This is a genomic window from Mesorhizobium sp. LjRoot246, from assembly GCF_964254115.1.
Classification (GTDB): Bacteria; Pseudomonadota; Alphaproteobacteria; order Rhizobiales; family Rhizobiaceae; genus Mesorhizobium.
On the sequence record NZ_CAXUSN020000001.1, the window covers coordinates 6044603 to 6069534 of the forward strand.

At 64.2% G+C, this 24932-nt stretch carries 24 protein-coding genes; 11 read left to right on the plus strand and 13 right to left on the minus strand.

Annotated features, from left to right (window positions below):
- Positions 1–27: 27 nt before the first annotated feature.
- The 4 genes from glcF to ACSQ3L_RS29345 all read right to left on the minus strand — a co-directional run bounded on the left by glcF (position 28) and on the right by ACSQ3L_RS29345 (position 5727).
- Positions 28–1353, minus strand: coding sequence for a glycolate oxidase subunit GlcF (glcF, locus tag ACSQ3L_RS29330; protein ID WP_436163089.1), 1326 nt, complete (start codon positions 1351–1353; stop codon positions 28–30).
- Positions 1354–1364: 11 nt separating this feature from the next.
- Entirely contained in the window at positions 1365–2570 is a 1206-nt protein-coding gene (gene glcE, locus ACSQ3L_RS29335) for a glycolate oxidase subunit GlcE (RefSeq protein ID WP_436163090.1), read from the minus strand.
- Between the two features lie 221 nt (positions 2571–2791).
- Positions 2792–4288 carry an FAD-linked oxidase C-terminal domain-containing protein gene (locus ACSQ3L_RS29340; RefSeq protein WP_436163091.1) on the minus strand — a complete coding sequence of 499 codons (1497 nt, stop codon included), beginning with the start codon at positions 4286–4288 and terminating at the stop codon, positions 2792–2794.
- A 116-nt stretch (positions 4289–4404) separates the two neighbouring features.
- Complete coding sequence (locus ACSQ3L_RS29345; RefSeq protein WP_436163092.1) at positions 4405–5727, minus strand: DUF3422 family protein; 1323 nt, start codon at positions 5725–5727, stop codon at positions 4405–4407.
- A gap of 209 nt (positions 5728–5936) precedes the next feature.
- Here ACSQ3L_RS29345 and ACSQ3L_RS29350 point away from each other — a divergent pair, with 209 nt between their 5' ends.
- Genes ACSQ3L_RS29350 through ACSQ3L_RS29360 form a run of 3 tightly spaced genes read left to right on the plus strand, consistent with a single transcriptional unit; the run spans position 5937 to position 8707 of the window.
- Positions 5937–6740, plus strand: coding sequence for a FadR/GntR family transcriptional regulator (locus ACSQ3L_RS29350; RefSeq protein WP_436163093.1), 804 nt, complete (start codon positions 5937–5939; stop codon positions 6738–6740).
- 19 nt (positions 6741–6759) lie between these two features.
- Positions 6760–7896, plus strand: coding sequence for an alpha-hydroxy acid oxidase (locus ACSQ3L_RS29355; RefSeq protein ID WP_436163094.1), 1137 nt, complete (start codon positions 6760–6762; stop codon positions 7894–7896).
- Positions 7897–7933: 37 nt separating this feature from the next.
- Positions 7934–8707: a metallophosphoesterase gene (locus tag ACSQ3L_RS29360; protein WP_436163095.1), complete on the plus strand. Its 774-nt coding sequence runs from the start codon at positions 7934–7936 to the stop codon at positions 8705–8707.
- Positions 8708–8760: 53 nt separating this feature from the next.
- Here the strand turns inward: ACSQ3L_RS29360 and ACSQ3L_RS29365 are convergent, their stop codons facing one another.
- Both ACSQ3L_RS29365 and ACSQ3L_RS29370 read right to left on the minus strand, forming a co-directional pair.
- Positions 8761–8892 (minus strand): hypothetical protein, encoded by a 132-nt coding sequence (locus tag ACSQ3L_RS29365; protein WP_013893872.1) that lies wholly within the window; start codon positions 8890–8892, stop codon positions 8761–8763.
- A 292-nt stretch (positions 8893–9184) separates the two neighbouring features.
- Positions 9185–9883 (minus strand): type 1 glutamine amidotransferase, encoded by a 699-nt coding sequence (locus ACSQ3L_RS29370; protein WP_436163096.1) that lies wholly within the window; start codon positions 9881–9883, stop codon positions 9185–9187.
- Between the two features lie 88 nt (positions 9884–9971).
- On the opposite strand from ACSQ3L_RS29370, the gene ACSQ3L_RS29375 reads away from it, so the two are divergent.
- The 5 genes from ACSQ3L_RS29375 (at position 9972) to ACSQ3L_RS29395 (ending at position 14533) form a co-directional block, all read left to right on the plus strand.
- A complete protein-coding gene (locus tag ACSQ3L_RS29375; protein WP_436163097.1) occupies positions 9972–10619 on the plus strand; it encodes a hypothetical protein in 648 nt (215 codons plus the stop codon).
- Positions 10620–10650: 31 nt separating this feature from the next.
- Positions 10651–11385 (plus strand): 16S rRNA (uracil(1498)-N(3))-methyltransferase, encoded by a 735-nt coding sequence (locus ACSQ3L_RS29380; protein WP_436163098.1) that lies wholly within the window; start codon positions 10651–10653, stop codon positions 11383–11385.
- A gap of 376 nt (positions 11386–11761) precedes the next feature.
- Complete coding sequence (locus ACSQ3L_RS29385; protein WP_436163099.1) at positions 11762–13135, plus strand: glutamate--cysteine ligase; 1374 nt, start codon at positions 11762–11764, stop codon at positions 13133–13135.
- A gap of 100 nt (positions 13136–13235) precedes the next feature.
- Positions 13236–14270 (plus strand): DUF937 domain-containing protein, encoded by a 1035-nt coding sequence (locus ACSQ3L_RS29390; protein WP_436163100.1) that lies wholly within the window; start codon positions 13236–13238, stop codon positions 14268–14270.
- Between the two features lie 38 nt (positions 14271–14308).
- Entirely contained in the window at positions 14309–14533 is a 225-nt protein-coding gene (locus ACSQ3L_RS29395; protein ID WP_436163101.1) for a type II toxin-antitoxin system HicB family antitoxin, read from the plus strand.
- 146 nt (positions 14534–14679) lie between these two features.
- Here the strand turns inward: ACSQ3L_RS29395 and ACSQ3L_RS29400 are convergent, their stop codons facing one another.
- Positions 14680–14970, minus strand: a complete 291-nt coding sequence (locus ACSQ3L_RS29400) for a DUF1127 domain-containing protein (protein ID WP_292186699.1) — start codon at positions 14968–14970, stop codon at positions 14680–14682.
- A 274-nt stretch (positions 14971–15244) separates the two neighbouring features.
- On the opposite strand from ACSQ3L_RS29400, the gene ACSQ3L_RS29405 reads away from it, so the two are divergent.
- From ACSQ3L_RS29405 to ACSQ3L_RS29415, 3 genes are all read left to right on the plus strand, one after another.
- Entirely contained in the window at positions 15245–16201 is a 957-nt protein-coding gene (locus ACSQ3L_RS29405; RefSeq protein WP_436163102.1) for a LysR substrate-binding domain-containing protein, read from the plus strand.
- Between the two features lie 75 nt (positions 16202–16276).
- On the plus strand, positions 16277–17908 hold the full coding sequence (gene xseA, locus ACSQ3L_RS29410; RefSeq protein ID WP_436163103.1) for an exodeoxyribonuclease VII large subunit: 1632 nt from the start codon (positions 16277–16279) through the stop codon (positions 17906–17908).
- A gap of 4 nt (positions 17909–17912) precedes the next feature.
- Positions 17913–19031 (plus strand): P1 family peptidase, encoded by a 1119-nt coding sequence (locus tag ACSQ3L_RS29415; protein ID WP_436163104.1) that lies wholly within the window; start codon positions 17913–17915, stop codon positions 19029–19031.
- A 66-nt stretch (positions 19032–19097) separates the two neighbouring features.
- Here the strand turns inward: ACSQ3L_RS29415 and ACSQ3L_RS29420 are convergent, their stop codons facing one another.
- The 6 genes from ACSQ3L_RS29420 to eutA all read right to left on the minus strand — a co-directional run bounded on the left by ACSQ3L_RS29420 (position 19098) and on the right by eutA (position 24931).
- On the minus strand, positions 19098–19352 hold the full coding sequence (locus ACSQ3L_RS29420) for a hypothetical protein (RefSeq protein ID WP_436163105.1): 255 nt from the start codon (positions 19350–19352) through the stop codon (positions 19098–19100).
- A 470-nt stretch (positions 19353–19822) separates the two neighbouring features.
- Positions 19823–20827, minus strand: a complete 1005-nt coding sequence (gene doeB / locus ACSQ3L_RS29425) for a N(2)-acetyl-L-2,4-diaminobutanoate deacetylase DoeB (RefSeq protein ID WP_436163106.1) — start codon at positions 20825–20827, stop codon at positions 19823–19825.
- Positions 20827–22005 carry an ectoine hydrolase DoeA gene (gene doeA, locus ACSQ3L_RS29430; RefSeq protein WP_436163107.1) on the minus strand — a complete coding sequence of 393 codons (1179 nt, stop codon included), beginning with the start codon at positions 22003–22005 and terminating at the stop codon, positions 20827–20829. The genes doeB and doeA overlap by 1 nt, the downstream gene beginning before the upstream one ends.
- 159 nt (positions 22006–22164) lie before the next feature.
- Complete coding sequence (locus ACSQ3L_RS29435; protein WP_436163108.1) at positions 22165–23157, minus strand: cyclodeaminase; 993 nt, start codon at positions 23155–23157, stop codon at positions 22165–22167.
- Positions 23154–24152 carry a hydroxyectoine utilization dehydratase EutB gene (gene eutB, locus ACSQ3L_RS29440; RefSeq protein WP_436163109.1) on the minus strand — a complete coding sequence of 333 codons (999 nt, stop codon included), beginning with the start codon at positions 24150–24152 and terminating at the stop codon, positions 23154–23156. The genes ACSQ3L_RS29435 and eutB overlap by 4 nt, the downstream gene beginning before the upstream one ends.
- Complete coding sequence (gene eutA, locus ACSQ3L_RS29445) at positions 24152–24931, minus strand: ectoine utilization protein EutA (protein ID WP_436163110.1); 780 nt, start codon at positions 24929–24931, stop codon at positions 24152–24154. The genes eutB and eutA overlap by 1 nt, the downstream gene beginning before the upstream one ends.
- Position 24932: the final 1 nt, after the last annotated feature.

The following is a 24932-nucleotide window of genomic DNA, read 5'->3' on the forward strand; positions in this document are numbered from 1 at the left end:
TTGCCGTAACTCTGACAGCGCGCCACGCTACTCAGCCGCAACCAGCCCTTCCTCGGGGACACCTTCCGGCTTCGGTCCACCGTAAGCCCAGTCGAGCAGCTTGATCGTGTGCACCACCGGCAGCTTCGCGGCGGAGGCGATCTGCGTGATGCAGCCGATGTTGCCGGTGGCGACGATCGAAGCCCCCGTCGCCTCGATGTTCTTCACCTTGCGGTCGCGCAACTTGGCCGAAATCTCGGACTGCAGGATGTTGTAGGTGCCGGCCGAACCGCAGCACAGATGGCCCTCGCGCGGCTCGCGCACGACGAAACCGGCCTTGGCCAGCAGCTCCTTCGGCTCGCGGGTGATCTTCTGGCCATGTTGCATGGAGCAGGCCGAGTGATAGGCGACGACGGTGCCCGGCTTGCGCATCGGCTCGGGCAGCTCGAGGCCGGTCAGATATTCGGTGATGTCCTTAGCCAGCGCCGACACACGCGCGGCCTTGTCGGCATAGGCCGGATCCAGCCGCAGCATGAAGCCGTAATCCTTGATCGTGGTGCCGCAACCCGACGCGGTGATGACGATGGCATCGAGCACGCCCTGGTCGATCGCCTGCGTCCAGGCGTCGACATTTTGTCTCGCCGAGGCAAGGGCGGCTTGCTCGCGCCCCATATGATGGACCAGCGCACCACAGCAGCCCTCGCCCGGCGGCACCACGACCTCGACGCCGAGCCGCGTCAGCAGCGAAATCGTCGTCTCATTGATGGCGGGATCGAGCACGGACTGCGCGCAGCCGGTGAGGATGGCGACGCGGCCTTTTTTGCTCCCCTGCCCGGCATGGACGCCTGGCGAGGTCATCGGCGAGGTTGCCGGGATCGATGCTGGCGCGAGTTTGAGCATTGCACCGAGCGGTTTCAGCGCCGGAACCTTGTCGAACAGGCCGATGAACGGTCTGCCCAGCTTCGCAAGCTTGAGCGCAGCGCGAAAACGCTGGGGATAAGGCAGCACCAAGGCCAGCATGGCGCGGGTCAGGCGGTCGAGCAGCGGCCGCTTGTAGGTTTCCTGGATATGGGCACGGGCATGGTCAACCAGATGCATGTAATTGACGCCCGACGGGCAGGTGGTCATGCAGGCGAGGCAGGACAGGCAGCGGTCGATATGAGTGACAATCTGCTTGTCGGCCGGGCGGCCGTTCTCCAGCATGTCCTTGATCAGGTAGATGCGTCCGCGCGGCGAATCGAGCTCGTTGCCCAGCGTCACATAGGTCGGGCACGTCGCGGTGCAGAAGCCGCAATGCACGCATTTGCGCAGGATCTTTTCGGATTCCGCGACATGCGGATCGGCAAGCTGGGCAAGCGAAAAATTGGTCTGCATCGCGCTGGGTCCTAGGCCATGCGGCCGGGATTGAGGATGTGCTTCGGGTCGAATTCCTGCTTCAGGCGCGCCGATAGTGCGGCAAGTGCGGGCGGCTGCGGCTCGAACACCGGCAGGGCGGCGCGACGCGAAGGTGCCGCGCGCACCAGCGTCGCATGGCCGCCGCCATGTTTTCTCAACAGCCCACGCAGCAAAGCGGCTTCCGGATCGCCCTGTTCCATGCGCAACCAAACCAGTCCGCCCTGCCAATCGTAGAAGGCGCTGACGGCTGCCTGCATACGCAGCGTCAACACCATCTGATGGCCCTGAGAAGGCGCCATCGAGACCCGCCACACCGGTTTCTCGCTGTTGTCGGCGAAGGGCCTGCAATCGCGCACATCGCGCCAGATCAGCCGTGAAGCCTCGCTGCCAATCTCCTCCAGCGGCCCGGCCCCGCCGAGCAGCGTTTTCAGCGCGGCGACGCGATAGGCGACGGACGGGCCAAAGCCTTCGACGCGCAGCAGCGTGGCTGCCTCGTTGCCGAGCGCGCCGCCGGCGACACGCGCGGCGATCCGCTCGGGCAGATGGGCAGCGCTCGACACTTCCGCGCTGGAACCGAGCGCCAGCGCCATGGCGCTTGCTGCGGCATCATCGAGCAGCCCACGGATCGCGAGCGTGACTTCGGTCTCGGCGGCCGGCAGCACCTTGAAGGTGACGTCGGTGAATACGGCGAGCGTGCCCCAGCTGTTGGCCATCAGCTTCGACATGTCATAGCCGGTGACGTTCTTGACCACGCGACCGCCCGACTTGAACGCCTCGCCACGGCCGGACACCACATGGATGCCCAGAATATGGTCGCGCGCGGCACCCGCCTTGAGCCGGCGCGGACCGGAAAGGTTCGCGGCGAGCACACCGCCGATCGTGCCTTTGCCGGCCTCGCCACCGAGCAGCGGGCCGTAGTCCATCGGCTCGAAGGCAAGTTGCTGGCCGTTTTCCGCCAGCAGCGTCTCGATCTCGGCGAGCGGCGTGCCGGCTCTTGCCGACAGCACCAGCTCGGCCGGTTCGTAGAGCATGACGCCGGAGAGGTTCGACAGGTCGAGCGTGTGTTCGGTTTGCAGCGGGCGGCCGATGCCACGTTTGGAACCATGGCCAAGGATTTCCAGCGGTGATTCTTGCGCCACCGCCCAGGCGACGGTGGACAGGACTTCGGATGGGGTGGTGGGGGTGAAGGTGGTCATGGACGCGACGCACCCGCGAGTGCGGAGACGCCGCGTTCCTTGGCACCCCCCTCTGTCCTGCCGGACATCTCCCCCTCAAGGGGGGAGATTGGCAGATTGCGCGCCTCGCCCTTCTGCCGACGGCGGAGAGTGGCGAAGTCGGACGTGGCAGCCAATCTCCCCCCTTGAGGGGGAGATGTCCGGCAGGACAGAGGGGGGTGCTCAAGCGCTGACATGCACCCTCAAAACCTCGGAATGTCCGGAAACGGCAGCTTGCCGCCGGAAATGTGCATCCGTCCAAGCTCGGCGCATCGCCGCAGTTGCGGGAAGACTTTTCCCGGGTTGAGCAGATGGTTGGGATCGAAGGCGCATTTGACGCGCATTTGCTGGTCGAGGTCGACCTGGCTGAACATTTCCGGCATCAGGTCGCGTTTTTCCACGCCCACGCCGTGTTCGCCGGTCAAGACGCCGCCGACCTTGACGCACAGCCGCAAGATGTCGGCGCCGAAGCTTTCGGCCTTGTCGAGCTCGCCCGGCACGTTGGCATCGTAGAGGATCAGCGGATGCAGATTGCCGTCGCCGGCATGGAAGACATTGGCGACGCCGAGGCCGTATTTCTCCGACAGTTCGCGCATGCCGGCGAGCACGCGCGGCAGTTCCTTGCGCGGAATGGTGCCGTCCATGCAGTAATAGTCCGGCGAGATGCGGCCGACTGCAGGAAATGCCGCCTTGCGGCCGGCCCAGAAGCTGAGCCGCTCCTGCTCGGACTGCGAAATGCGGCAGGTGGTCGAGCCGTTCTTGTAGGCGATCGCCTCGACCAGACCGATCAGATGATCGACTTCGACGCCAGGTCCGTCCAGCTCGACGATCAGCAGCGCCTCGACATCGAGGGGATAGCCGGCATGGACGAAATCTTCGGCCGCGTGGATCGCCGGCCTGTCCATCATTTCCATGCCGCCCGGAATGATGCCGGCGCCGATGATGTCGGCGACGCATTGGCCGCCCTGCTCGCTGGTCGGGAAGCCGATCAGCAGTGCACGTGCCGTCTCCGGCTTCTTCAGGATGCGCACGGTTACCTCGGTGACGACGCCGAGCAGCCCTTCGGAGCCGGTCATGACGCCGAGCAGGTCGTAGCCTTCCGCATCGAGGTGACTGCCGCCCAGCCGCACCACTTCGCCATTCATCAGCACCATCTCGATGCCGAGCACATTGTTGGCGGTGAGGCCGTATTTCAGGCAGTGCACGCCGCCGGAATTCTCCGCGACATTGCCGCCGATCGAGCAGGCGATCTGGGAGGATGGATCGGGGGCGTAGTAAAAGCCCTCCTGCTCGACGGCCGTGGTGATGCCGAGATTGGTAACGCCCGGCTGGGCGACGACGACGCGATTGGGGAAATCGATCTCGAGGATACAGTTGAAGCGGCTCATCACCAAAAGCACTGCATCCTCGAGCGGCAGCGCGCCGCCCGACAGCGAGGTGCCGGAGCCGCGCGGTACGACGCGGATATTGCGGTCGTTGCAGTATTTCAGCACGCGGGAAACCTGCGCCACGGTTTGCGGCAAAACGACAACCAGCGGCAGTTGGCGATAGGCGGTCAGGCCGTCGCTCTCGAAGGCACGCATGGAATTGGCGGCATCGACGACGCCCTCGCCCGGCACGATGATGCGCATGTCGGCGACGATCTCGTCGCGCCGGCGCATCGTGGCGTCGTCTGGTTTCGGCATGGCCAGGCCGGACATCAGCAGCCTCGTTTCGCTTGACTGGTCAAAATCTTTTACCAGTGAAGCGCGCCGGTTGCAAATCCTGCCTTGGTGGGAAGTCGAGCCATACAGGCTTCCACGGCGGAAATCCGGCGCTATTCGCCCGGGTGCTTGCCAGGTTCGGAATGCATCCGGCGCACGCGGCGCACGCCCCACCAGACCAGCAGGATGGCGACGGGCACCGAGGCGGCGGTGACGACTTCCGGGGCGAAGGCGTGGCCGAAGATCGAGGCGCCCTTGGCGACATAGCCGATGAGGCCAACCACATAATAGGAGACGGCGGCGACCGAGAGCCCTTCGACGGTCTGCTGCAGGCGCAGTTGCAGACGGGCGCGGTTGTTCATCGAGGCGAGCAGGTCGCGATTCTGCTTCTCGACCTCGACATCGACCCACGTACGCAGCAGCGTCGTGGCGCGGGTCAGTTTTCGCGACAGATTTTCCTGCCGCTCCTCGACCGAGCGGCAGGTGCGCATGGCGGGCGCCACCCGGCGCTGCAGGAACCCGCGCCATGTGTCGTAGCCGGGCACGGCCTCTTCCTCGAGCGCTTCCAACCGCTCGACGACGATGCCGTCATAGGCGCGGCTGGCGCCGAAACGGTAAAGGCTCGAAGCGGCGTCCGCCTCCAGCTCGGCGGCGAGTTCGGTGAGATCGGCCAGCAAGGTCTGGCTGTCGCGGGTCTCGGTGACCTTCATCTCCCGCGTGGTCTGCGCCAGCCGGTCCTCGATGCGGCGGGCGCGGCCGGACAAGGTCAGCGCCAACGGCAGGCCGAGCATGGCGAGCGTCCGGTAGGTTTCGATGTCGATCAGCCGTTGCGACAGCGCGCCGGTGCGGGCCGGGGTCAGGCCCCGATCGAGAACCAGCATGCGCGTCATGCCGTCGCCGTCCTGGCGGAAGTCCGTGACGATGGCGGCGTTGCCGCGCTCGACCAGCGAGTAGCACAGGCTGGTCGGGTCGAAGCCGGCGATCAGCCGCTCGCTCGCCTGCGTCCATTTGCGGATTTCGAGCCGGATGCCGGAAATGACGGTACCTGGCGGCGAAAAACCATTGCCGAACGGCGAGTCCTCCTGCGCCCTGCCGCTTTCGGAGAGCGGCCCCTCCCACAGATAGGTCGAGAATTCCGTGTGCCGCTCCCAGCGCAGCGAGCCCTTGCCCCATTTCATGGCGTGGTGGCGGGCCTGGCGGTCGGGTGCGGCGATGCCGAGGCGTCGCGACAATTCGGAGAGCACCGCATGGTCGACGCCGGAGCCGCCCTCCGTCATGAAGGCGAGTTGCACCAGGATGCGCGGCTTTTCGATCAACGGATGAGGTCGGGCGTGGACCTCGCCAAGCGCGCCGGGCCGACCCTCATGCGCGGGAAACCCCATGACGCTGCCCTTGGCGCGCGGCTGGAACTCGAGATCGGGCGGGTCGTCTGACACGGCTTGTCCCCCGGGGTTCCCTTGAACCCTGTTGCACTCGCGTCCCTCTAGACCAATAGCCCGATGACGCAAACAGCAAAGTTTAGCCGAAGACGATATGGCGACTGGCGGCGAAATCGACACGCTTCGACCAATTGGATAAATAATTTGACCAGTTGGCGACGCAGGCTTTATCCTGCGCGACACCGGTTCACCTTCCAGGCATTGAGTTGAGCGACATTTTTTCCAGGATCGAGCATTCTCGCACCGCCGACGAGGTGGTGCAGCAGATCGAGAGTCTCATCCTCGAAGGCGTGCTGCGCACCGGCGACCGGTTGCCGGGCGAGCGCGAGCTTGCACGCCAGTTCGACGTGTCGCGGCCGATCCTGCGCGACGCCCTGAAGACGCTGGAGGGGCGCGGCCTTTTGACGACAAGGCCCGGCGGCGGCACGCATGTCGCCGATGTCATCGGCCAGCTGTTCACCAAGCCAGTGACGGACCTGATCTCGATGCACCGCAAGGCCGTGACCGACTACCTGGAATACCGCCGCGAGATCGAAGGGATCGCGGCTGAATACGCGGCGCGGCGCGCCACGCCGGACGACATAGCCCTGCTCGACAAGATCATGGCACGCATGGACGATGCGCACCGGACCGACGACTTCGACGACGAGGCCGAGATCGACGTCGAGTTCCACCACGCGATCTGCGAATGCGCGCACAACATCATCCTTTTGCACACGCTGCGCTCCTGCTATCGGCTGTTGTCGGAAGGGGTGTTCCAGAACCGGCTGCTGGTGTTCACCGTGCCCGGCGCGCGCGAGGCGCTGCTTGCGCAGCATCGGGCGATCCATGCAGCGGTGAAGGCCGGCGACCCGGCCGCCGCCCGGCAAGCGGCAATGGACCACATCACCTATGTCGAACGGTCGATGGCGGAGGCCGAGCGCAGCGGCGATTGGCAGCGCGTCTCCCGGCTGAGGCTGAAACAGCGCGTCGACGCCGCCGATACCGAACCTGCACGCAAACGCTCCTAACTATCGAAACGGGAATCCCATGAGCCAGATCCTGACCATCGCCGACCTCAAGGATCTCGCACGCCGGCGCGTGCCGAAGATGTTCTTCGACTATGCCGATTCCGGCGCTTGGACCGAAAGCACCTATCGGGCCAACGAGGAGGATTTTCAGAAGATCAAGTTCCGCCAGCGCGTGCTGGTCGACATGAGCAACCGCTCGCTGGAATCGACCATGATCGGCGAGAAGGTGTCGATGCCGGTGGCGCTGGCCCCGACAGGCCTGACCGGCATGCAGCACGCCGATGGCGAGATGCTGGCCGCGCAGGCGGCGGAAGAGTTCGGCGTGCCTTTCACCCTGTCGACGATGAGCATCTGTTCAATCGAGGATGTCGCCTCGGTGACAAGCAAGCCGTTCTGGTTCCAGCTCTATGTGCTGCGCGACAAGGATTTCGTGATCAATCTGATCGACCGGGCGAAGGCGGCGAAATGCTCGGCGCTGGTGCTAACGCTCGACCTGCAGATTCTCGGCCAGCGCCACAAGGATGTCCGCAATGGGCTGTCGGCGCCGCCCAAGATGACGCTCGCCAACATCGCCAACATCGCCATGCGCCCACGCTGGCTGATGGGCATTGCCGGCACGAAGCGCCGCACCTTCCGCAACATTGTCGGCCATGCCAAGGGTGTCGGCGACGTCTCATCGCTTGGTTCATGGACGAACGAGCAGTTCGATCCGCAGCTGTCGTGGAAGGATGTCGACTGGATCAAGGAGCGCTGGGGCGGCAAGCTGATCCTCAAAGGCATTCTCGACAAGGAAGACGCGCTGATGGCGGCCAGGACCGGCGCCGACGCGATCATCGTTTCCAACCATGGCGGACGCCAGCTCGATGGTGCGTCATCATCGATCGGCGTGCTTGAAGAGATTGCCGATGCGGTCGGCGACACGATCGAAGTGCATATGGATGGCGGCATCCGCTCCGGCCAGGATGTGCTGAAGGCACTCTGCCTCGGCGCCAAGGGCACCTATATCGGCCGGCCATTTCTTTACGGCCTGGGTGCGCTTGGCAAGGAAGGGGTTACCAAGGCGTTGGAAATCATCCGAAAAGAGATGGACATCACGCTGGCGCTGTGCGGAAAGCGTCTGGTCACCGACATGGGCAAGGACCAGCTCCGGCGCTAGAGTTCCGTGACAACCCGACCACGGAGACGACGCGACGTTGACGGAACCCGGCATCCACTTTCTCGACGCGCATGGGCCGGACGGCATGCGTGTCTACGCTATTGGCGACATCCACGGCCGCCTCGACCTTTTGGCCGCCATGCATCAGCGCATCAAGGCCGAGATCGAACAGGACGCGCCTGCCGACTGGCGCGTCGTCCATCTGGGCGACTATGTCGACCGCGGGCCGGACTCGAAGGGCGTCATCGACTTCCTGATCGAAGCGCGAGAGCGCGACCCCCGCCATCTGATGCTGGCCGGAAACCACGACATCGGTTTTCTCGAATTTCTCAAGACCCCTGACCCGGACGGGCTTTTCATCCGCTTCGGCGGCATCCAGACGGCACAGTCTTATGGCGTGGCGATCAGTGAAGGCGCCAGCGTATGGTTCGGCAAAGCCGAGTCCGCCGTGCGCAAAGGACATCAGGCGCTGGTCGAGGCCGTGCCGGAAAGCCACATCGACTTCCTGCGGTCGCTGCCGTTTTCGCTGACACTGGGCGATTTCTTCTTCTGCCATGCCGGTATCAGGCCGGGCATTCCCCTGGACAGGCAAAACCGGCAGGACCTGATCTGGATCCGCGACGTCTTCCACGATCACACCGGGCTCTATCCGAAGATCGTCGTGCACGGCCACACGCCGGTCCCCGAGGCGGAAGTAATGGCCAACCGCGTCAATGTCGACACGCTTGCCTGGCAATCAGGGATGCTGACCGCGCTCGTCGTCGACGGCTCGGACAAACGCATCCTGACAATGACCTTTAAGGAAGCCTGAGCGTCGCGTCAGAGGGCGCGAAAGACGCTTCGGCTCGTGGCGCAGCCCCGGCTTTAGCGCAGAGAGGCGGTGACGCCGTAGCCGTCGACGGCGTTGTGGTTGTTGGCCGCGTCGGCGGCATAAATGCCGAGGCCGCACAGCACGATGGCCGACAACATGGCAAAGGACAGAAGCGCTGCTTTCACGGACGTCATCTCTTGTTGAGCTTTCTGCATCTGTGCACGAGGCGGTTACCAATGCGTTGAAACGGAGAATTCGCTTCAAACTTTCGACGATTTCGCGCTTCTAGGCATGTTCTGTTTCAACGGTGTGTCGCGCGGGTCACACAAAGGTTCATCGCGGTTGCACAAAAGATGCAAAGCGCGCGCCTTCTAGGATGGCGGATGGACACAAGCCAAGGATGAAACCGGTTTTCCCCAGGCGGATTCATTGCAGCGTGCCAATTATGTCACGCGGCAGGACGCTGAGGATGGATGCTCAGATGGTCGCTACCCAGGCGCGGGCTATGGCCAGGCCGGCGGCGTCGGCGTCAGGTCCGTTGAGGGCCATTTCGCCATCGAGCTTGTCGGCCCAGTCGGGATGGCGCGAAGCGATGATCGGGGCAAAGGACATGCTCCAATCCTGCACCATCGGCCGGTCGGCCTCGAAATGGAACTGGAAACCATAGACGGCGCGGCCGACGCGAAACGCCTGGTTCTCGGCGACCTCGTTGCCGGCAAGCCGTACGGCGTTTTCGGGCAAAACGAACGTATCGTCGTGCCACTGGAAGATCGGGAATTTTGCCGGCAGCGCGCCCAGCACCGGATCGGCCTTGGCGTCCGGCGTCAGCGACACGCCGTGCCAACCGAACTCATTGGCGCCGCCGATACGGTTCTCGCCGCCGAAGGCGCGGGCGACGAGCTGGCTGCCGAGGCAGATGCCGAGCACGGCGCGATCCTTGTCGGCAAAATCGCGGGTCAGTTCGAGCAGTGCCGGGAAATAGGGATATTCATCATCGGCCAGCGCATTCTGGCCACCGCCGAGGACCACCATGGCATCATGCCCGGTCGCGTCATCCGGCAAGGGATCGCCTTTGTAAGGAAGACGCAGGTCGAGATCGGCGCCGGCTTCAGCAAGTGCTGCACCGACCTGACCAAGGCCGGTATTGTCGTAGTTCTGGACCACCAGCACCCGCATCGCAAAACCCTGCTGACATGAAAATGATGCGACGAGCGATATCATGCCGTCCGCATTGCAGCCAAGATGCGTATTCCAGGAGAAAACTATGCCACTGCAGAACCGGGTCGATCCGTTCGGCGCCATCCACGCCGTACCCGAGCGCGGGCTGTTCACCGGCAATCGCGGCATCATCCATGACCCGGAAACGAAAACATTGCTGAAGAAGCGCTGGGCTTTACCAGCCTGGATCATCTGCGTCTGCCAATTCCGCAATGTGCGGCGCGAGCCGATGGGCCGAAACCGGCCGGGCGGAAAGGCCGGCTGGACCGAGCTGTTCTTCCTCGACGAGGTGACGGCGCTGGCTGCCGGACATCGCCCCTGCTTCTTTTGCCAGCGCGAACGGGCCAAGGATTTCGTCACCCGCTTCGGCGAAGCCTTCGGCATTGCCGAGCCGCGCGCGCCGCAGGTCGACAAGCGGCTGCACAAGGAGCGGCCGGCGTCGGGTGGCAAGCCGCCAGTGGTGAGCCTTGACGAGCTTGCCGGACTGCCGGATGGCGCCGTGGTCGCGGATGGCGGCAACGCCTATGCCTTGCGCGGCGGCAAGGCACTGCGCTGGTCTTTTGCGGGATATGGCCCGCCCACCGACTTTAGCCTGCTCAAAGGCAAGACGCTCTCGCTGCTGACGCCTGGGACGACGCTCGCCGTGCTGCGGCATGGCTTTCGGCCGGTGTGGCATCCGACCGCCGAGGCTTGACGGAGGCGGCCGGCTCGCCCATTCCTCGGCGATGCGCGCCAATTACAAGATGCAACGTCTGTTCGTGCCCGACGATCTCGGACCGGATGTCGAGTTCGACGCCGGCCAACAGCAGAGCCATTATCTCCTGCATGTGCTGCGGCTTGGCGAAGGCGCCGAAATCCTGGTGTTCAATGGCCGCGACGGCGAATGGTCGGCGGCCATCGCGGCGAAGACAAAAAGGGCGGTGCGGCTAAAAGTGTCGGCGCTGCAACGGCCGCAGCCACAGTTGCCCGATCTCGTCTACTGCTTCGCGCCGCTGAAGCAGGGCCGGCTCGATTATCTCGTACAAAAGGCGGTCGAGATGGGTGCCGGCATCCTGCAGCCGGTCATCACCCAGCACACGCAGGTGGCAAAACCTTCGATCGATCGGCTACGCGCCAATGTCGTCGAAGCCGCCGAGCAATGCGGCATCCTGGCGGTGCCGAGGGTGCGCGAGGCGGAAAAATTCGACCGCTTGCTGACCGGCTGGGACAAGGAACGGCGGCTGATCTTCTGCGATGAGGACGCGTCGACCAACAATCCACTGGCCGCGCTGCAGGCGGTCAAGGAAAACAAGCTTGGGCTGCTGGTCGGGCCGGAGGGCGGCTTTTCCGACGACGAGCGCAAGATGCTGCGCGCGCTGCCTTTCGTCACCGCCATTCCGCTCGGACCGCGCATCTTGCGCGCCGACACGGCAGCGGTAGCCGCGCTCGCGGTGATGCAGGCGACGGTCGGGGACTGGTGAGGGATCTTCCCTTCTCCCCTTGCGGGAGAAGGTGGCCTCGCGAAGCGAGGTCGGATGAGGGGTGCTTCAGCTTGGCGCCGCCAGTACTCCGTCACCCACCCCTCATCCGGCTCGGCGCTGCGCGCCGATCCACCTTCTCCCACAAGGGGAGAAGGGAAGAAGCAACGTTCAATTCCTCTTGACCTCTGGCTCAGGATTTTTCGCTTGATCGTCTACTGACATTTCGTCCATCTAGCGCCGGCGGTCGTCCGACCGTCCTAAAGCGCCCGCGCGTCCTTTCGGACACGCAAAGGACGCTGTAGCATTCCATTGGGGCACATGATCCCCAGCGAAGATCGAAAGCCGATTTTCGGGATCATGTGCAAAGGGCTTATAAATGGCGCGCGATACGACCGATTTCCGCCCGATAGAAGGTGTCGACGAACTCGTCGAGCACCTGGCCGAAGGCAACAAGCCGCGCGACAAGTGGCGCATCGGCACCGAGCACGAGAAATTCCCCTTCTATGTCGACGGCAACGCGCCTGTGCCCTATGGCGGCGAGCGCGGCATCCGCGCCATCCTCGAAGGCATGCAGGAAAAGCTCGGCTGGGATCCGATTGTCGATGACGGCCGCATCATCGGCCTGGTCGAACCGACCGGCCAGGGGGCGATTTCGCTGGAACCCGGCGGCCAATTCGAGCTTTCCGGGGCACCGCTGGAGACTATCCATCAGACCTGCCGCGAGGGCAATGCCCATCTGGCGCAGGTGCGCGAGATCGCCGAGCCGATGGGCATCCGCTTTCTTGGCCTCGGCGGCAGCCCGAAATGGTCGCTGGCCGAGACGCCGAAAATGCCGAAATCGCGCTACGAAATCATGACGCGCTACATGCCCAAGGTCGGCACCAAGGGCCTCGACATGATGTACCGCACCTGCACGATCCAGGTGAATCTCGACTTCGAGAGCGAGGCCGACATGCGCCGCAAGATGCAGGTGTCGCTGAAGCTGCAACCGCTGTCGACGGCATTGTTCGCCAATTCGCCCTTCACCGAAAGTCACCCGAACGGCTTGCAGAGCTGGCGGGGCGACATCTGGCGCGACACCGACAACCAGCGCTCAGGCCTGCTCGAATTCTGCTTCTCGCCCGAGTTCGGCTTCGCCGACTATGTCGAATGGGCGCTCGACGTGCCGATGTATTTCGTCATCCGCGACGGCCGCTATCACGACATGACGCACATCACCTTCCGCCAGTTCATGGCCGGGGCCGCGCGCAACGAAGTGCCGGACGGGCTGCCGACGATGGGCGACTGGGCAAACCATCTGTCGACGCTGTTCCCGGACGTACGGCTGAAGCGTTTCCTCGAGATGCGCGGCGCCGACGGCGGGCCATGGCGGCGCATCTGCGCGTTGCCGGCGTTCTGGGTCGGATTGCTCTATGATGAGGCGGCACTCGATGCCGCCGAGGCGCTGACCGCGAGCTGGACCTATGAAGAAACGCTGGCGATGCGCAATGCCGTGCCGGAACAGGGCATCTCCGCGCCGTTCCGCAACACCACGCTGCGCGAGATCGCGCGTGACGTGCTTGTCATTTCGCGCATGGGCCTGAAGAACCGCGGCAAGAAGAACCGCGACGGCTATGACGAGACCTCGTTCCTCAACACTTTGGACGAAGTCGTGGCGCGCGGCACCACCAGCGCCGAGGAGATGCTGTCGGCCTACCACACGCGCTGGGGCGGCTCGATCGAGCCGGTGTTCATGGAATATGCCTATTAACTCTCGGATTTGACGCCGCGGATCGATCGGCAAAAGTCGCTTCAATCGGAAGTGGAAACGAACTAGGCTTCTCCGGCGAGGATTTCCGGAGGAGAGACCAATGCCTTCCTTGTTCGACATGCTGACGCAGGCCCAGAACGGCAACGGCATGCAGGCGCTTGCCCAGCAATACGGGCTTTCGATGCAGCAGACGCAGGCGGCGGTCGCCGCATTGCTGCCGGCCTTTTCGCAGGGGCTGCAGCGCAACACCGCCGATCCTTACGGGCTCGGCGCCTTCATGACGGCGATGGCGAGCGGCCAGCACGCCAAGTATTTCGAGGACGCGACCCGGGCCTTCTCGCCGCAGGGCGTCGACGAGGGCAACGGCATTCTCGGGCACCTGTTCGGTTCGAAGGATCTGTCGCGCGCCGTGGCCAGCCAGGCGGCGCAAGCGAGCGGCGTCAACCAGCAGATCCTGCAGCAGATGCTGCCGGCGATCGCCTCGATGGTCATGGGCGGGCTGTTCAAGCAGACGACAAATCAGATGCAGGCCGCCGGCGGTTTCGGCGGCGGTGGCAACAATCCGCTCGGCGAGATCATCGAGCAGATGATGCGGCAAGGTGGGCAGGCCCCAGCTCCGCAGCCGCGCCAGGCGCCGCCGCCGCAGAACCCTATGGACAACCCGCTCGGCAAGGTGTTGCAGGACATGTTCGGCGGCGGTGCGCCACAGCCGCAAAGCGCGCCGCAGCCGGCACCCAATCCCTATGGCGACAATCCGCTCGGCAAGGTGCTGCAGGACATGTTCGGCGGCGGCGCGCCTCAGCCGCAGCCGCAAGGCCGCGCGCAGCCGCAACCTCAGCAGACGCAAAGCCCCTACGGTGACAATCCGCTGGGAAAAATCTTCGAGGAGATGCTGCGGCAAGGCGGCGGTGGCTTCGGCATCCCAGGCGGCCAGCCGGCCCCGCAACAGCCTCAAGCGCCCCCACAGCAGCGTCAGGCACCGCAGCCACAGGCCAATCCGAGCGGCAGGCCAAGGAATCCGTTCGACGACCTGTTCGGCAAGATGTTCGAGACCGGCGCCCAGCAGCGTGACGAGTATCAGAAGGGCGTGGAAACGATCTTCGACCAGTTCAAGCGGGACATGGACCGAAGGTAGTCGCAAGCTCGCGGCATTTGTCGACGAGGCAAAGAGACATGATGGACAGACTTGAATATCCGGTCGTCATAGCGCCACTTTCTGCAGAGGACGGCGGCGGTTTCTCCGCGTTCGTGCCTGATTTGCCAGGCTGCGTGAGCTACGGCGACACCCCTGAAGAGGCCATCGCGAATGTCCAGGACGCCATAGCATCTTGGATAGAGGCCGCGCAAAAGCTCGGCAGATCGATACCAAGGCCATCACGAAAGCTGGCATTCGCCTGACTGCCAAAAGAAAAGCCCGGTCCTGGGAGGACCGGGCAGAGTGCAGGCGGGCCGGCGGGGATCCGGCAGGGAGTGGGGGCCTGCATACTCGTCAGTCGCGCCGAACCCCGAAAGGGTTCAAAGCAACCTAAACAACAAGCAACCGATCAGGCGACCTTGCGGGCGAAATCCTCGATCGTTTCGACGCGATCGCTGGCGATCTCGCGCAACATGGCCGTCGGATCGCGGCCAAACGGCACGTCGATGGCGACATGCAGGTCGGCGCGCGTCAGGCCGATATCGGCGAGTTCGGCGTCCGACATCTCGCCAAGGCGGTAGAAGGCGCGGCGGTTTTTCCAGGCGCGGTAGATGTTGGAGACGGTGTTGGCCACGCGCGTCGCAACGGCCGGACGCGAGGTGATGCGCGAGGTCTCAGTGGCGAAATCAAACGTGGTCATTGTCGGTCTCCTTCAGACTGCCGCATGACCCCGAACCGGAGGTTCGGAAAAGGATCATGCGCAAATCAAAGTTGCTACAGCGTCCTTTGCGCGTCCAAAGGACGCGCGGCGCTGTAGGGCGGACAAAACCAGGCGATCGGCGCTGGCGACAGCGGCCGTTCCGGCTTCGATTCACATGCCTTCATGTGGACAATGCCAATTTGCCATCGAGCGATTGATTAATCCAACGAATGTTTCTAATCTTTAGCATCAACACTAGTGATGGATCATGTCGATGAAATCGCCGCTCGATCTCGATCAGTTGCAGACCTTCATCTCGATTGCCGACACCGGCAGCTTCACCCGAGCGGCCGAAGAGGTGCACCGGACCCAGTCGGCGGTGTCGATGCAGATGCGCCGGCTGGAGGAGCGGATCGGCAAGCCGCTGTTCGAAAAGGACGGGCGCACCAACAGGCTGACCGAGGAAGGCGACAAGCTGCTTTCTTATGCGAGGCGGCTGCTCTATCTCAACCGCGAAACACTGGCGGCTTTCGACGACCGGCGGCTCGAAGGCACGATCCGCATCGGCACGCCCGACGACTATGCGGACCGTTTCCTGCCCGAGATCATGGCGCGGTTCACGCGCTCCAATCCGCGCGTCGAACTGACCGTCATCTGCGAGCCGACGCCGGGCCTGGTCGAACATATCAAGCGCGGCAATCTCGACCTGGCGCTGGTGACGCACAACGACGTACGCGGCCAGTCGGAGGTGGTGCGGCGCGAACCGCTGCTGTGGGTTACCTCGGCCAACCATGCGACGCATGAGCAGGAAACGCTGCCGATGGCCTTCGGCCGGCCGAACTGCATCTGGCGGCGCGCTGCCGTCGATGTGCTCGACCAGCAGAACCGCGACTATCGCATCCTGTTCACCAGCTTCTCGGCCACCGTCATCACCGCCGCCGTGCTTTCGGGCCTGGCGATCTCGGTGCTGCCGGAATGCGCACTGCGCCCCGGCATGCGGGTGCTGGGCGAGGCCGACGGCTTCGGCGCCCTTCCCGACTGCCGCATCGGCATCATGCGCGGCCAGACGTCGCGGCCCGAGATCGTCGACGCGCTTGCGCGCCATATTTCGGAAAGCCTGGACAATATTTCCGTGCCGCTTGGCGAGGAGACGGGATCATTCGACTTCGCGGCGCTCGCTTTCAGCAAGATGCGGCGAACCAAGCCGAACCAGATCCTGCCGGGCTGGTAGGAAGGGTCCCGCGCGGGATATGAAAGCCAACACGGGCGCCTTGACGCGGACGCCCAACCGTCCCCCAATCGGCCGATGAGCGACGCAGCATCCGAATCACGCACCAACGCCACCGAATACACGGTGAGCGAGATTTCCGGCGCGCTGAAGCGCACGGTCGAGGACGTCTTCGGCAATGTGCGGGTGCGCGGCGAAATATCAGGCTATCGCGGGCCGCATTCCTCCGGTCATGCGTATTTCGCGCTGAAGGACGACCGCGCGCGGCTCGACGCCGTGGTGTGGAAAGGCACGATGAGCCGGCTGAAGTTCCGTCCCGAAGAAGGGATGGAAGTGATCGCCACCGGCAAGCTCACCACCTATCCCGGCAAGTCCAACTATCAGATCGTCATCGACAATCTGGAGCCGGCCGGCGCCGGTGCGCTGATGGCGCTGCTGGAAGAGCGCAAGCGGCGGCTGCAGGCCGAGGGGCTGTTCGACACCGGCCGCAAGCGGTTGCTGCCATTCATGCCGCGCGTCATCGGTGTCGTCACCTCACCGACGGGGTCCGTCATCCGCGACATCATCCACCGCATCAAGGACCGGTTTCCGCTGCATGTCCTGGTCTGGCCGGTGCGTGTGCAAGGCGAGACGTCAGGCGCGGAAGTGACCGCCGCGGTCAATGGCTTCAACGCGCTGGCATGGGATGGCGCCATTCAGCGTCCCGATCTTCTGATCGTGGCGCGCGGCGGCGGCAGTCTCGAAGACCTCTGGGGTTTCAACGACGAGGCGCTGGCGCGCGCCGTCGCCGCCTCCGGCATACCGGTGATCTCGGCTGTCGGCCACGAGACGGACTGGACGCTGATCGACCTCGTTGCCGACGTGCGGGCGCCGACGCCGACGGGTGCGGCCGAAATTGCCGTGCCGGTGAAGGCCGACCTCGAAGCGACGCTTGTCAGCCTCGGCGCACGGCTCAAGGCGGCGGTCCTGCGCAATTTCGAACGCAAACGGCAGGCGGCGCGGGCGGCGGCCCGTGCACTGCCTTCGCCTGACCAATTGCTGGCGCTGCCGCGCCGACGCCTCGATGAAGCAACCAGCCGGCTCGGCCGAGGCCTGTTGGTGTCCACCGAACGCAAGCGCGCGCGGTTCTTCGCTGTAAAGCTGACGCCGGCAATGCTGTCACAGCGCATTGCCGAGGCGCGGCGCAACAACGAGCGCAATCTTTTGCGCGCGCGAGGCGCGCTGCGCGCGTTGTCGAGAGCCCGGCGGGCGGAGTTCAATCGTGCGGCGGATCAGTTGCCAAAATGTGCCAAAGCATCGCTGCAGCGGCACAGGCAGCAGCTGGCTTTGCTGCAGGGCCGCATCACCATCGAGCCGACGGCGCGGCGGCAACGGGTGCAGAGGGATTTTCTGGCGGCTTTAACGAGACGCGGCACGCAAGCGGTGGTGCTCAGGCTGGAGCGCCTGCGCGGCCGCGTCGTCCAGGCCGACAGGTTGATGTCGACGCTGTCGCACAAGGCCGTCCTGGCGCGCGGCTTTGCCCTGGTGAAGGATGCTGACGGCGCGGTGATCAAGCAGGCGGCCGATGTGGCGTCGGGAATGGCGCTTTCGCTGGAATTCGCCGACGGCACCGCTGATGCGGTTGCAATCAGCGGCACGGCAAAACCGAAGGCCGTGGCCAAGCCAACGGGCAAGGTCAAAGAGCCTGGCAATCAGGGATCCCTGTTCTGACACCATGACCGACAATCCGCATCATCTGGCAACGCCTTCCGGCAAGCCGCGCGCGCGAAGTTTTGGCATCGGCTTCGACGGGAAGCCCGGGCCGTTCAACGCGATCACCGACGTGCCCGGTGTTGCGGTCGGCTATACGACGCTGATTTCAGGCGATGGCGCGCTCGTCGTCGGCCAGGGACCGGTGCGCACCGGCGTGACCGCTATCCTGCCCAGGCCGCGCGCCGAGCTCGCCACACCGGTCTTTGCCGGCATCTTCAGCCAAAATGGCAATGGCGAATTGACCGGCTCGCACATCGTCGAGGAAACCGGCGCTTTCAACTTCCCGATCACCATCACCAACACGCATTCCTGCGGTGTCTCACGCGACGGCACGCTGCGCTGGATGCAAAGCGTGCTGCCGGCGGCGCTCGACAGCGGCTGGGGGTTGCCGGTGGCGGCGGAGACCTATGACGGTTTCCTCAACGACATTAACGGCCACCATTTGACATCAGAGCATGTTGCCCAGGCACTTGAGGACGCCGCCAGCGGACCGGTCGAGGAGGGCAGCGTCGGCGGCGGCACTGGTATGATCACCTTCGGCTTCAAGGCCGGCTCCGGCACGGCATCGCGCATCGTCGACTGGCACGGCCGTGCCTACACCGTCGGCGCCTTCGTACAGTCGAATTTCGGCAAACGGCGCAATATTGCCGTTCGCGGCCTGCGCGCCGGGCCGGAGCTTGTCGAACCGGCGGTCCTTGAAGGCACGCAGCGTGCCGAAAAGGGCTCGATCATCGCCGTCATCGCCACCGACGCACCTTTCCTGCCGCACCAGATAAAGCGGCTGGCCCGCCGCGTGCCGCTTGGCGTCGCCATGACCGGCGGCTTCGGCTATCACAGTTCCGGCGACATTTTCATCGCCTTCTCAACCGCCAATGCGAGCGCGGCGCTGGCGCCATCCGGCCGCATTGCCAGCGCCGATTTCATTCCGGACACCGACATCGATCCGTTTTTCGATGCGGTCATCCAAGGCATAGAGGAAGCGATCCTCAACGCTCTGATCGCCAATGACGACATGGTTGGCCGCGACGGCAATTTCGTGCCGGCGCTGCCGAAGGCGTGGCTGAAAGAGAAGTTTGGCTGAAAGCCGCCGTGAGACAAAAACGCGGGCCAGAAGCCCGCGAGTTCAGCCAATGTCGCCGCTATGCGGTCATTCCGCAGCTTTGCTGGGGGCCTGCTGGCTATCTTCGGCCTCAGCAGCTTCCTCAAGCCGGGATGCAATAAGTTCCTTGATATCGCCGACTTCTTCCTGGATATCCTCCAACGGGATGCCGACCTCGGCCGCCTCGGCAGCGCATTCCTTGGCCAACGTCTCGGCCTGCTTGTCGATCCTGGCCTGGGATGACTGGCAATGGACCTTTTCGCCGATCCATTCCCGCAAGAACTCGATGGCGTGTTCACTCATACTGCTGTTCCCTGGCGGCAAAGCCGGTTGGTAATCATAAACGTCGACATCCCGCAAAGGATGCATGTCCCCATTCGAGCCGAGTCGCGGTCAGCCGGCAAGCCAATGCCGTCCAAGGTCCACAGAGCCATAGGAAATCGAGGGGTCAAGAGCATTTTCTGATTCTGGAGGGGTCGGTACCATTGGCTGGGTCACGCCCAGCGCTGCGCCACTGTTTCTATTCGCTTTTTCCGGTTTCCGAGCCGATTTTCGTCACAATAGATGGCGCAACACACAACACATTCACAGTCGCTTCGCGGCGCAAACCTTCAGGCGCGCGGGTCGAAGCCGCCGCTATATAGTGTCATCCTCATGCAATGTCGACTCTGCGCGCCATGCTGCTTCTTTCCGCCGCGCCAAAGGGCTCCGCGCGGCACGCGGAGCAAATGATTGTGGACGTGACCGTGCGGATCCAGCCTCGGCGGAACCGCTCAGAAGTGCACAGCCACCACGGCCGCGCAGTCGCCGGCCTTGACCAGGCCAGGAAAGTGCCTAGCCGCCAGCATGCCCGACATTTTTGCCCGGATTTCCTGAGGGGCGATGCCGGTGCGGCCGGTGGAATGAATGCGCGCCAGCACCGCGCCTTCCTCGACGGGCTCGCCAAGATCGACCATGGTTTCGATCATGCCGTCATCCTCGGCGAAGGAGAAACAATCGCCCGACGGCATATCCAACCACTGGGTTGGAGTCTTCTCGACCGCACCGGCGACAATGCCGGCATGGCGCAGCACATTGAGAACGCCGCGCCGGGCGATCCGCACGGTTTGCGCGCGCGAGGTGCCGCCGCCGCCAAGCTCGGTGCTGACAAAGACCTTGCCCATCTCTTCCGCTGCCGTGTCGTACATGCCGACTGAATCGATCTCGATCATGCGCATCGAGAACGGGGCGGCGAAGGCCGCCACCGCGTCGAAGGCTTTCTGTTCCAGCGCCTTGTCCGGCAGCGTGTGCGCGGCGCAGAACGGCACGAAGTCCAGCGTCTTGCCGCCGGAATGGAAGTCGAACACGATGTCGGCGCGAGGTAGCAGCTCACGCTGGAAATAGTCTGCGATCTTCTCGGTCACCGTACCGTCCGGCCGGCCGGGAAAGCTGCGGTTCATGTTGCCCTTGTCGATCGGCGAGGTGCGCGTGCCAGCGCGAAAGGCCGGATAATTCATCGCCGGCACGATGATCACCGTGCCGCTGACATGCTTGGGATCGAGCGTGCTGGCGAGGTCGTAGAGCGCCAATGGCCCTTCATACTCGTCGCCATGATTGGCGCCGGTCAGCAGTGCGGCCGGCCCCTTGCCGTTGCGGATAACGCAGATCGGGATCATCACCGAGCCCCAGGCCGAATCGTCGCGGCTGTAGGGCAGACGCAGGAAACCATGCTGGATGCCGTCGCGGTCAAAATCGACGGTAGGCGCGATCGGCGACGGACGTAGAGCGGACATCGGCATCAATCCTTCACCACCAGCTTGCGCGGCACATTGGCCAGGCACTCTACACCGGTTTCGGTGATCAGAATGGATTCGGTGATCTCCAATCCCATCGTTTCCAGCCATAGGCCGGTCATGAAATGGAAGGTCATGCCGGGCTTGAGTTCTGTGCGATCGCCGGGACGCAGGCTCATCGTGCGTTCGCCCCAGTCCGGCGGATAGGACAAACCGATCGGGTAGCCGGTGCGGTTGTCCTTGACGATGCCGTATCGCTTCAGCACGCCGAAGAAGGCATTGGCGATATCCTCGCAGGTGTTGCCGGGCTTGGCCGCCGCCAGGCCTGCCTCCATGCCTTCCAGCGTCGCCTTCTCGGCATCGAGGAATTCCTGCGTCGGCTTGCCGAGGAAGACGGTGCGCGACAGCGGGCAGTGATACCTGGCATAGCAGCCGGCGATCTCGAAGAAGGTGCCCTCGCCCCGCTGCATCGGCCGGTCGTCCCAGGTCAGATGCGGCGCCGAGGCATCAGCGCCCGACGGCAACAACGGCACGATCGCCGGATAGTCGCCGCCAATGCCGTCCACGCCGCGCGTGCCGGCATCGTAGATCTCGGCGACGAGATCGCATTTGCGCATGCCGACTTCAATCTTGTCGACGATACGCTGGTGCATCGCCTCGACGATGCGGGCGGCCTTGCGCATATAGTCGATCTCGGTCGGGCTCTTTACCGCACGCTGCCAGTTCACCAATGCGGTGGCGTCGACAAAGCGAGCGTTGGGCAGATGCTTCTGCAGCGACGCAAAGGCGGCGGCCGAGAACCAGTAATTATCCATCTCGACGCCGATGGTGAGCTTGCTCCAGCCGCGATCGGCAAGCACGCTGGACAGGAAGTCCATCGGGTGGCGCTCGGTCGACTGCACATAGTGATCGGCATAGCCGACGATGTTGTCATGCGCGAGATAGGCGGTCCGCTTGGCGCCGTTGGCGTCCTGACCGCGCCCGTACCAGACCGGCTCGCCCGACGGCGGCACGATGACCGCCTGATGCACGTAGAACGACCAGCCGTCATAGCCGGTCAGCCAGGCCATGTTGGAGGGGTCGCTGATAACAAGAAGATCGACGCCCTTCGCCTCCATGGCTTTGCGCGTCTTGGCGAGGCGATCCGCATATTCGCCGCGCGAGAACTTCAGGTTCGGTTGCATTGTTCTTGGTCCTCGTTTGTTGGGCCTCGGAACCCGCTTCAACTTCGTTGAATCTGGCTCCGGTCGATTTTTGTTTGAGCATGATCTCTGGACAAACGGGAATCGTTTGTCTGAGAAAACCGGTTCCCACTTTTCCAGATCATGCTCCTGCGGCCAGCATCAGCTTTCGAAAGTGGTCCCGGAATTGGCCGCCCGCGCCCGGTCACGGGCGAGCGTGGCTATCGCCGTATCCTGCACACCGGTGCCGGTCAGGTCGGCGATGGTGATGTCGCTGGCCGAGCGGCGGCCATGTTTTTCGCCGGCGATGATCTGGCCGAGTTCGGTCACGTCTGCATCTCCAGCCATCACACCCGCCGCGATGGCATGGTGCAGTTCACCCAACCGCCTTGTCTGGCGGGCGCTGTCGGCAACATAGAGATCGGCCATGCGCAGGATTGCCGGCGCGATCTCGTTCTTGTGCTCGGCGTCGGAGCCCATGGCGGTGATGTGCTGCCCTGCGGAAACGAACCCCGCCTTGATCAGTGGCTCCGTCGAGGGCGTGGTGGTGACGACGATGTCGGCGCCGGCAACCGCGTTTGCCGCGTCGGGCTCGACACGCACAACAATGCCGAGTTTCTCGCGCAAGGCAGCGGCGGTCGTCTCAGCCTTGGCGGCATCGCGCGCCCAGATGCGCGCCTCGGCAATCGGCCGCACGAGCATGAGTGCTTCCAGTTGCAGCCCGGCCTGCACGCCGGCGCCGAAGATCGCGGCTACAGTGGAATTCGGCCGCGACAGATGTTTCGCCGCGACCGCGCCGGCCGCCGCCGTGCGGACATCGGTGAGATAGCCATTGTCGAGCAGCAGCGCTTCGACCAGACCTGTTTTGGCCGACAGCAGCACCATCATGCCATTGACACTGGGCAGGCCTAGTTTCGGATTGTCGAAGAAGCCGGGGCTGATCTTGATGGCGAAGCCATCGATGCCGGGCACATAGGCGGTCTTCACATCGACCTCGCCGCGATGCTCCGGGATGTCGAGCCGCAGGATCGGCGGCATCGCCACCGGCAAAGTGGCGAGTGCGCGGAAGGCGTTCTCGATGCAGGCGACGGCATCGAGATCGAGCGTCACGATTGTGCGCAATTCTTTCTCGGTTAGGATTGTCATTCTGCTCATGCGGCGTGCTCCTTGAGCGACGGCGCCTCGCCACAAACGATCTTGCGGTGCGCGTCCATATCGATGTTGCGGCCGGAGAGGAGAGCGACCACCGGCCCGTCAGACTTGACCTTGCCGGCAAGCAGCGCGGCGATACCGACGGCGCCGGCGCCCTCGACGATCTCGCGTTCCCTTGCATAGGCGTGGCGGATGCCGGCGGCGATCTCGTCCTCGCCAAGCAGGATGACACCGTCGAGCAGGTCGCGGCACATGGCGAAGGTCAGCCGGTTGTCGAGGCCGATGCCGCCGCCCAGCGAATCCGCCAGCGTCGGCAATTCCTCCACCAGAACGGGACGGCCGGCATCGAGGCTCGCCTTCATCGCCGCACCGCGCGCCATCGAGACGCCGATGATTTTTGTCCCCGGGCTGACGCCTTTAATGGCTGCGGCAACGCCTGAGGCGAGCCCGCCACCCGACAACTGAACCAGAACAAGGGCAGCATCCGGAACCTGCTCGATCATCTCCAGCCCGAGCGTGCCTTGCCCGGCGATGATGTCGGGATGGTCGAAGGGCGGCAGCATGACCAGCCCCTCCTGCGCCACCAGCCGATCGACTTCCTGCTGGGCATCGTCCTGGCTGTTGCCGACGATGCGGACCTCCGCGCCAAGCCGACGGATTTCATCGAGCTTGTTGCCCGGCACCAGCCGCGACATGCAGATCACGGCGCGCAGGCCTTCGAGCTTCGCCGCATGCGCCAGCGCCCGGCCATGATTGCCGGTCGACGCCGCGACCACGCCCCGCGCCCTCTCGCCGGCGCTCAGCGAAGCGACGGCGTTCGAGGCGCCGCGCAGCTTGAAGCTGCCGGTGGTCTGGCGGTGTTCCAGCTTGAGGTGGACGGGGACGCCGAATTGTTCCGAGAGGCTGTGGGACAAGACGGTTGGCGTGCGCTCGACTTTGCCGGCGATACGGTCACGGGCGGCGCGGATGTGCTCAAGGGCGACCTGTGTCATGATCATCAATCACGCGGCAACGGCAACGTCATCAGCCGCCCGAACTCCGGATGCGGCGCCTCGTCGCCGCAAAGCCGCAGACAATTCCAGGCGGTCGCCTGGTTGCTGGTCACCACGGGGCGGCCGATCGCCTTTTCCATGCCGGTGACCGCGAGAGCACCGCGCAGCGCCGTACAGGAGACGAACAGCGCATCGGCGTCCGCGTCGATCGCCTCGCGCGCCAGATCGACAAGCACCGCCGGCGCGATGCGCGCCATTTCGCGGTCGTCCTCGAAACCAAGACAGGTGAAGCTGACGATGTCGAACCCTTGCGCGGCGAAATAGGCGGCCATTGGCCTAGATGTCTCGACGGTGTAGGGGGTGAGGATGCTGATCTTGCTTGCGCCCAGCGCATGCAACCCGCGCACGCCCGCCATGGGCGGGGTAACGACTGAAACACCGGGCTTGGCAGCCTGGATCGCTGTCTCGATCTCGGCATCGCCGATCACCACCGACGCCGAAGTGCAGGAATAGCAGATGGCATCGAGCGGCTCATCCGGCAGGATCAGAGCCGCGCCTGCCGTCAGCGCCGGCTGCATCTTGCGCAGGTTTTCCGGCGTGGTTGGGTTGGCATAGGGAATGCGTGCAACATAAACGCCGACGCGCTCGCTCGCCACCATGCGGCGAAAGTCCGGTTCGCTTGTGTGGTCGGTGGCCAGGATGATCAGACCGACGCGCCGCTCAAGCGGACGCGCCTCCAACTCCGGCCGCTTCGGATAGACCTTAATCTCGGGCAAGGGTTTCATC

Bases quoted from the DNA above. Each gene is read 5' to 3' on its own strand.
- glcF (WP_436163089.1), bottom strand. From the start codon at position 1,353: ATGCAGACCAATTTTTCGCTTGCCCAGCTTGCCGATCCGCATGTCGCG.
- glcE (WP_436163090.1), bottom strand. From the start codon at position 2,570: ATGACCACCTTCACCCCCACCACCCCATCCGAAGTCCTGTCCACCGTC.
- ACSQ3L_RS29340 (WP_436163091.1), bottom strand. From the start codon at position 4,288: ATGTCCGGCCTGGCCATGCCGAAACCAGACGACGCCACGATGCGCCGG.
- ACSQ3L_RS29355 (WP_436163094.1), top strand. From the start codon at position 6,760: ATGAGCCAGATCCTGACCATCGCCGACCTCAAGGATCTCGCACGCCGG.
- ACSQ3L_RS29370 (WP_436163096.1), bottom strand. From the start codon at position 9,883: ATGCGGGTGCTGGTGGTCCAGAACTACGACAATACCGGCCTTGGTCAG.
- ACSQ3L_RS29375 (WP_436163097.1), top strand. From the start codon at position 9,972: ATGCCACTGCAGAACCGGGTCGATCCGTTCGGCGCCATCCACGCCGTA.
- ACSQ3L_RS29380 (WP_436163098.1), top strand. From the start codon at position 10,651: ATGCGCGCCAATTACAAGATGCAACGTCTGTTCGTGCCCGACGATCTC.
- ACSQ3L_RS29385 (WP_436163099.1), top strand. From the start codon at position 11,762: ATGGCGCGCGATACGACCGATTTCCGCCCGATAGAAGGTGTCGACGAA.
- ACSQ3L_RS29390 (WP_436163100.1), top strand. From the start codon at position 13,236: ATGCCTTCCTTGTTCGACATGCTGACGCAGGCCCAGAACGGCAACGGC.
- ACSQ3L_RS29395 (WP_436163101.1), top strand. From the start codon at position 14,309: ATGATGGACAGACTTGAATATCCGGTCGTCATAGCGCCACTTTCTGCA.
- ACSQ3L_RS29400 (WP_292186699.1), bottom strand. From the start codon at position 14,970: ATGACCACGTTTGATTTCGCCACTGAGACCTCGCGCATCACCTCGCGT.
- ACSQ3L_RS29405 (WP_436163102.1), top strand. From the start codon at position 15,245: ATGAAATCGCCGCTCGATCTCGATCAGTTGCAGACCTTCATCTCGATT.
- xseA (WP_436163103.1), top strand. From the start codon at position 16,277: ATGAGCGACGCAGCATCCGAATCACGCACCAACGCCACCGAATACACG.
- ACSQ3L_RS29415 (WP_436163104.1), top strand. From the start codon at position 17,913: ATGACCGACAATCCGCATCATCTGGCAACGCCTTCCGGCAAGCCGCGC.
- ACSQ3L_RS29420 (WP_436163105.1), bottom strand. From the start codon at position 19,352: ATGAGTGAACACGCCATCGAGTTCTTGCGGGAATGGATCGGCGAAAAG.
- doeB (WP_436163106.1), bottom strand. From the start codon at position 20,827: ATGCCGATGTCCGCTCTACGTCCGTCGCCGATCGCGCCTACCGTCGAT.
- doeA (WP_436163107.1), bottom strand. From the start codon at position 22,005: ATGCAACCGAACCTGAAGTTCTCGCGCGGCGAATATGCGGATCGCCTC.
- ACSQ3L_RS29435 (WP_436163108.1), bottom strand. From the start codon at position 23,157: ATGAGCAGAATGACAATCCTAACCGAGAAAGAATTGCGCACAATCGTG.
- eutB (WP_436163109.1), bottom strand. From the start codon at position 24,152: ATGATCATGACACAGGTCGCCCTTGAGCACATCCGCGCCGCCCGTGAC.
- eutA (WP_436163110.1), bottom strand. From the start codon at position 24,931: ATGAAACCCTTGCCCGAGATTAAGGTCTATCCGAAGCGGCCGGAGTTG.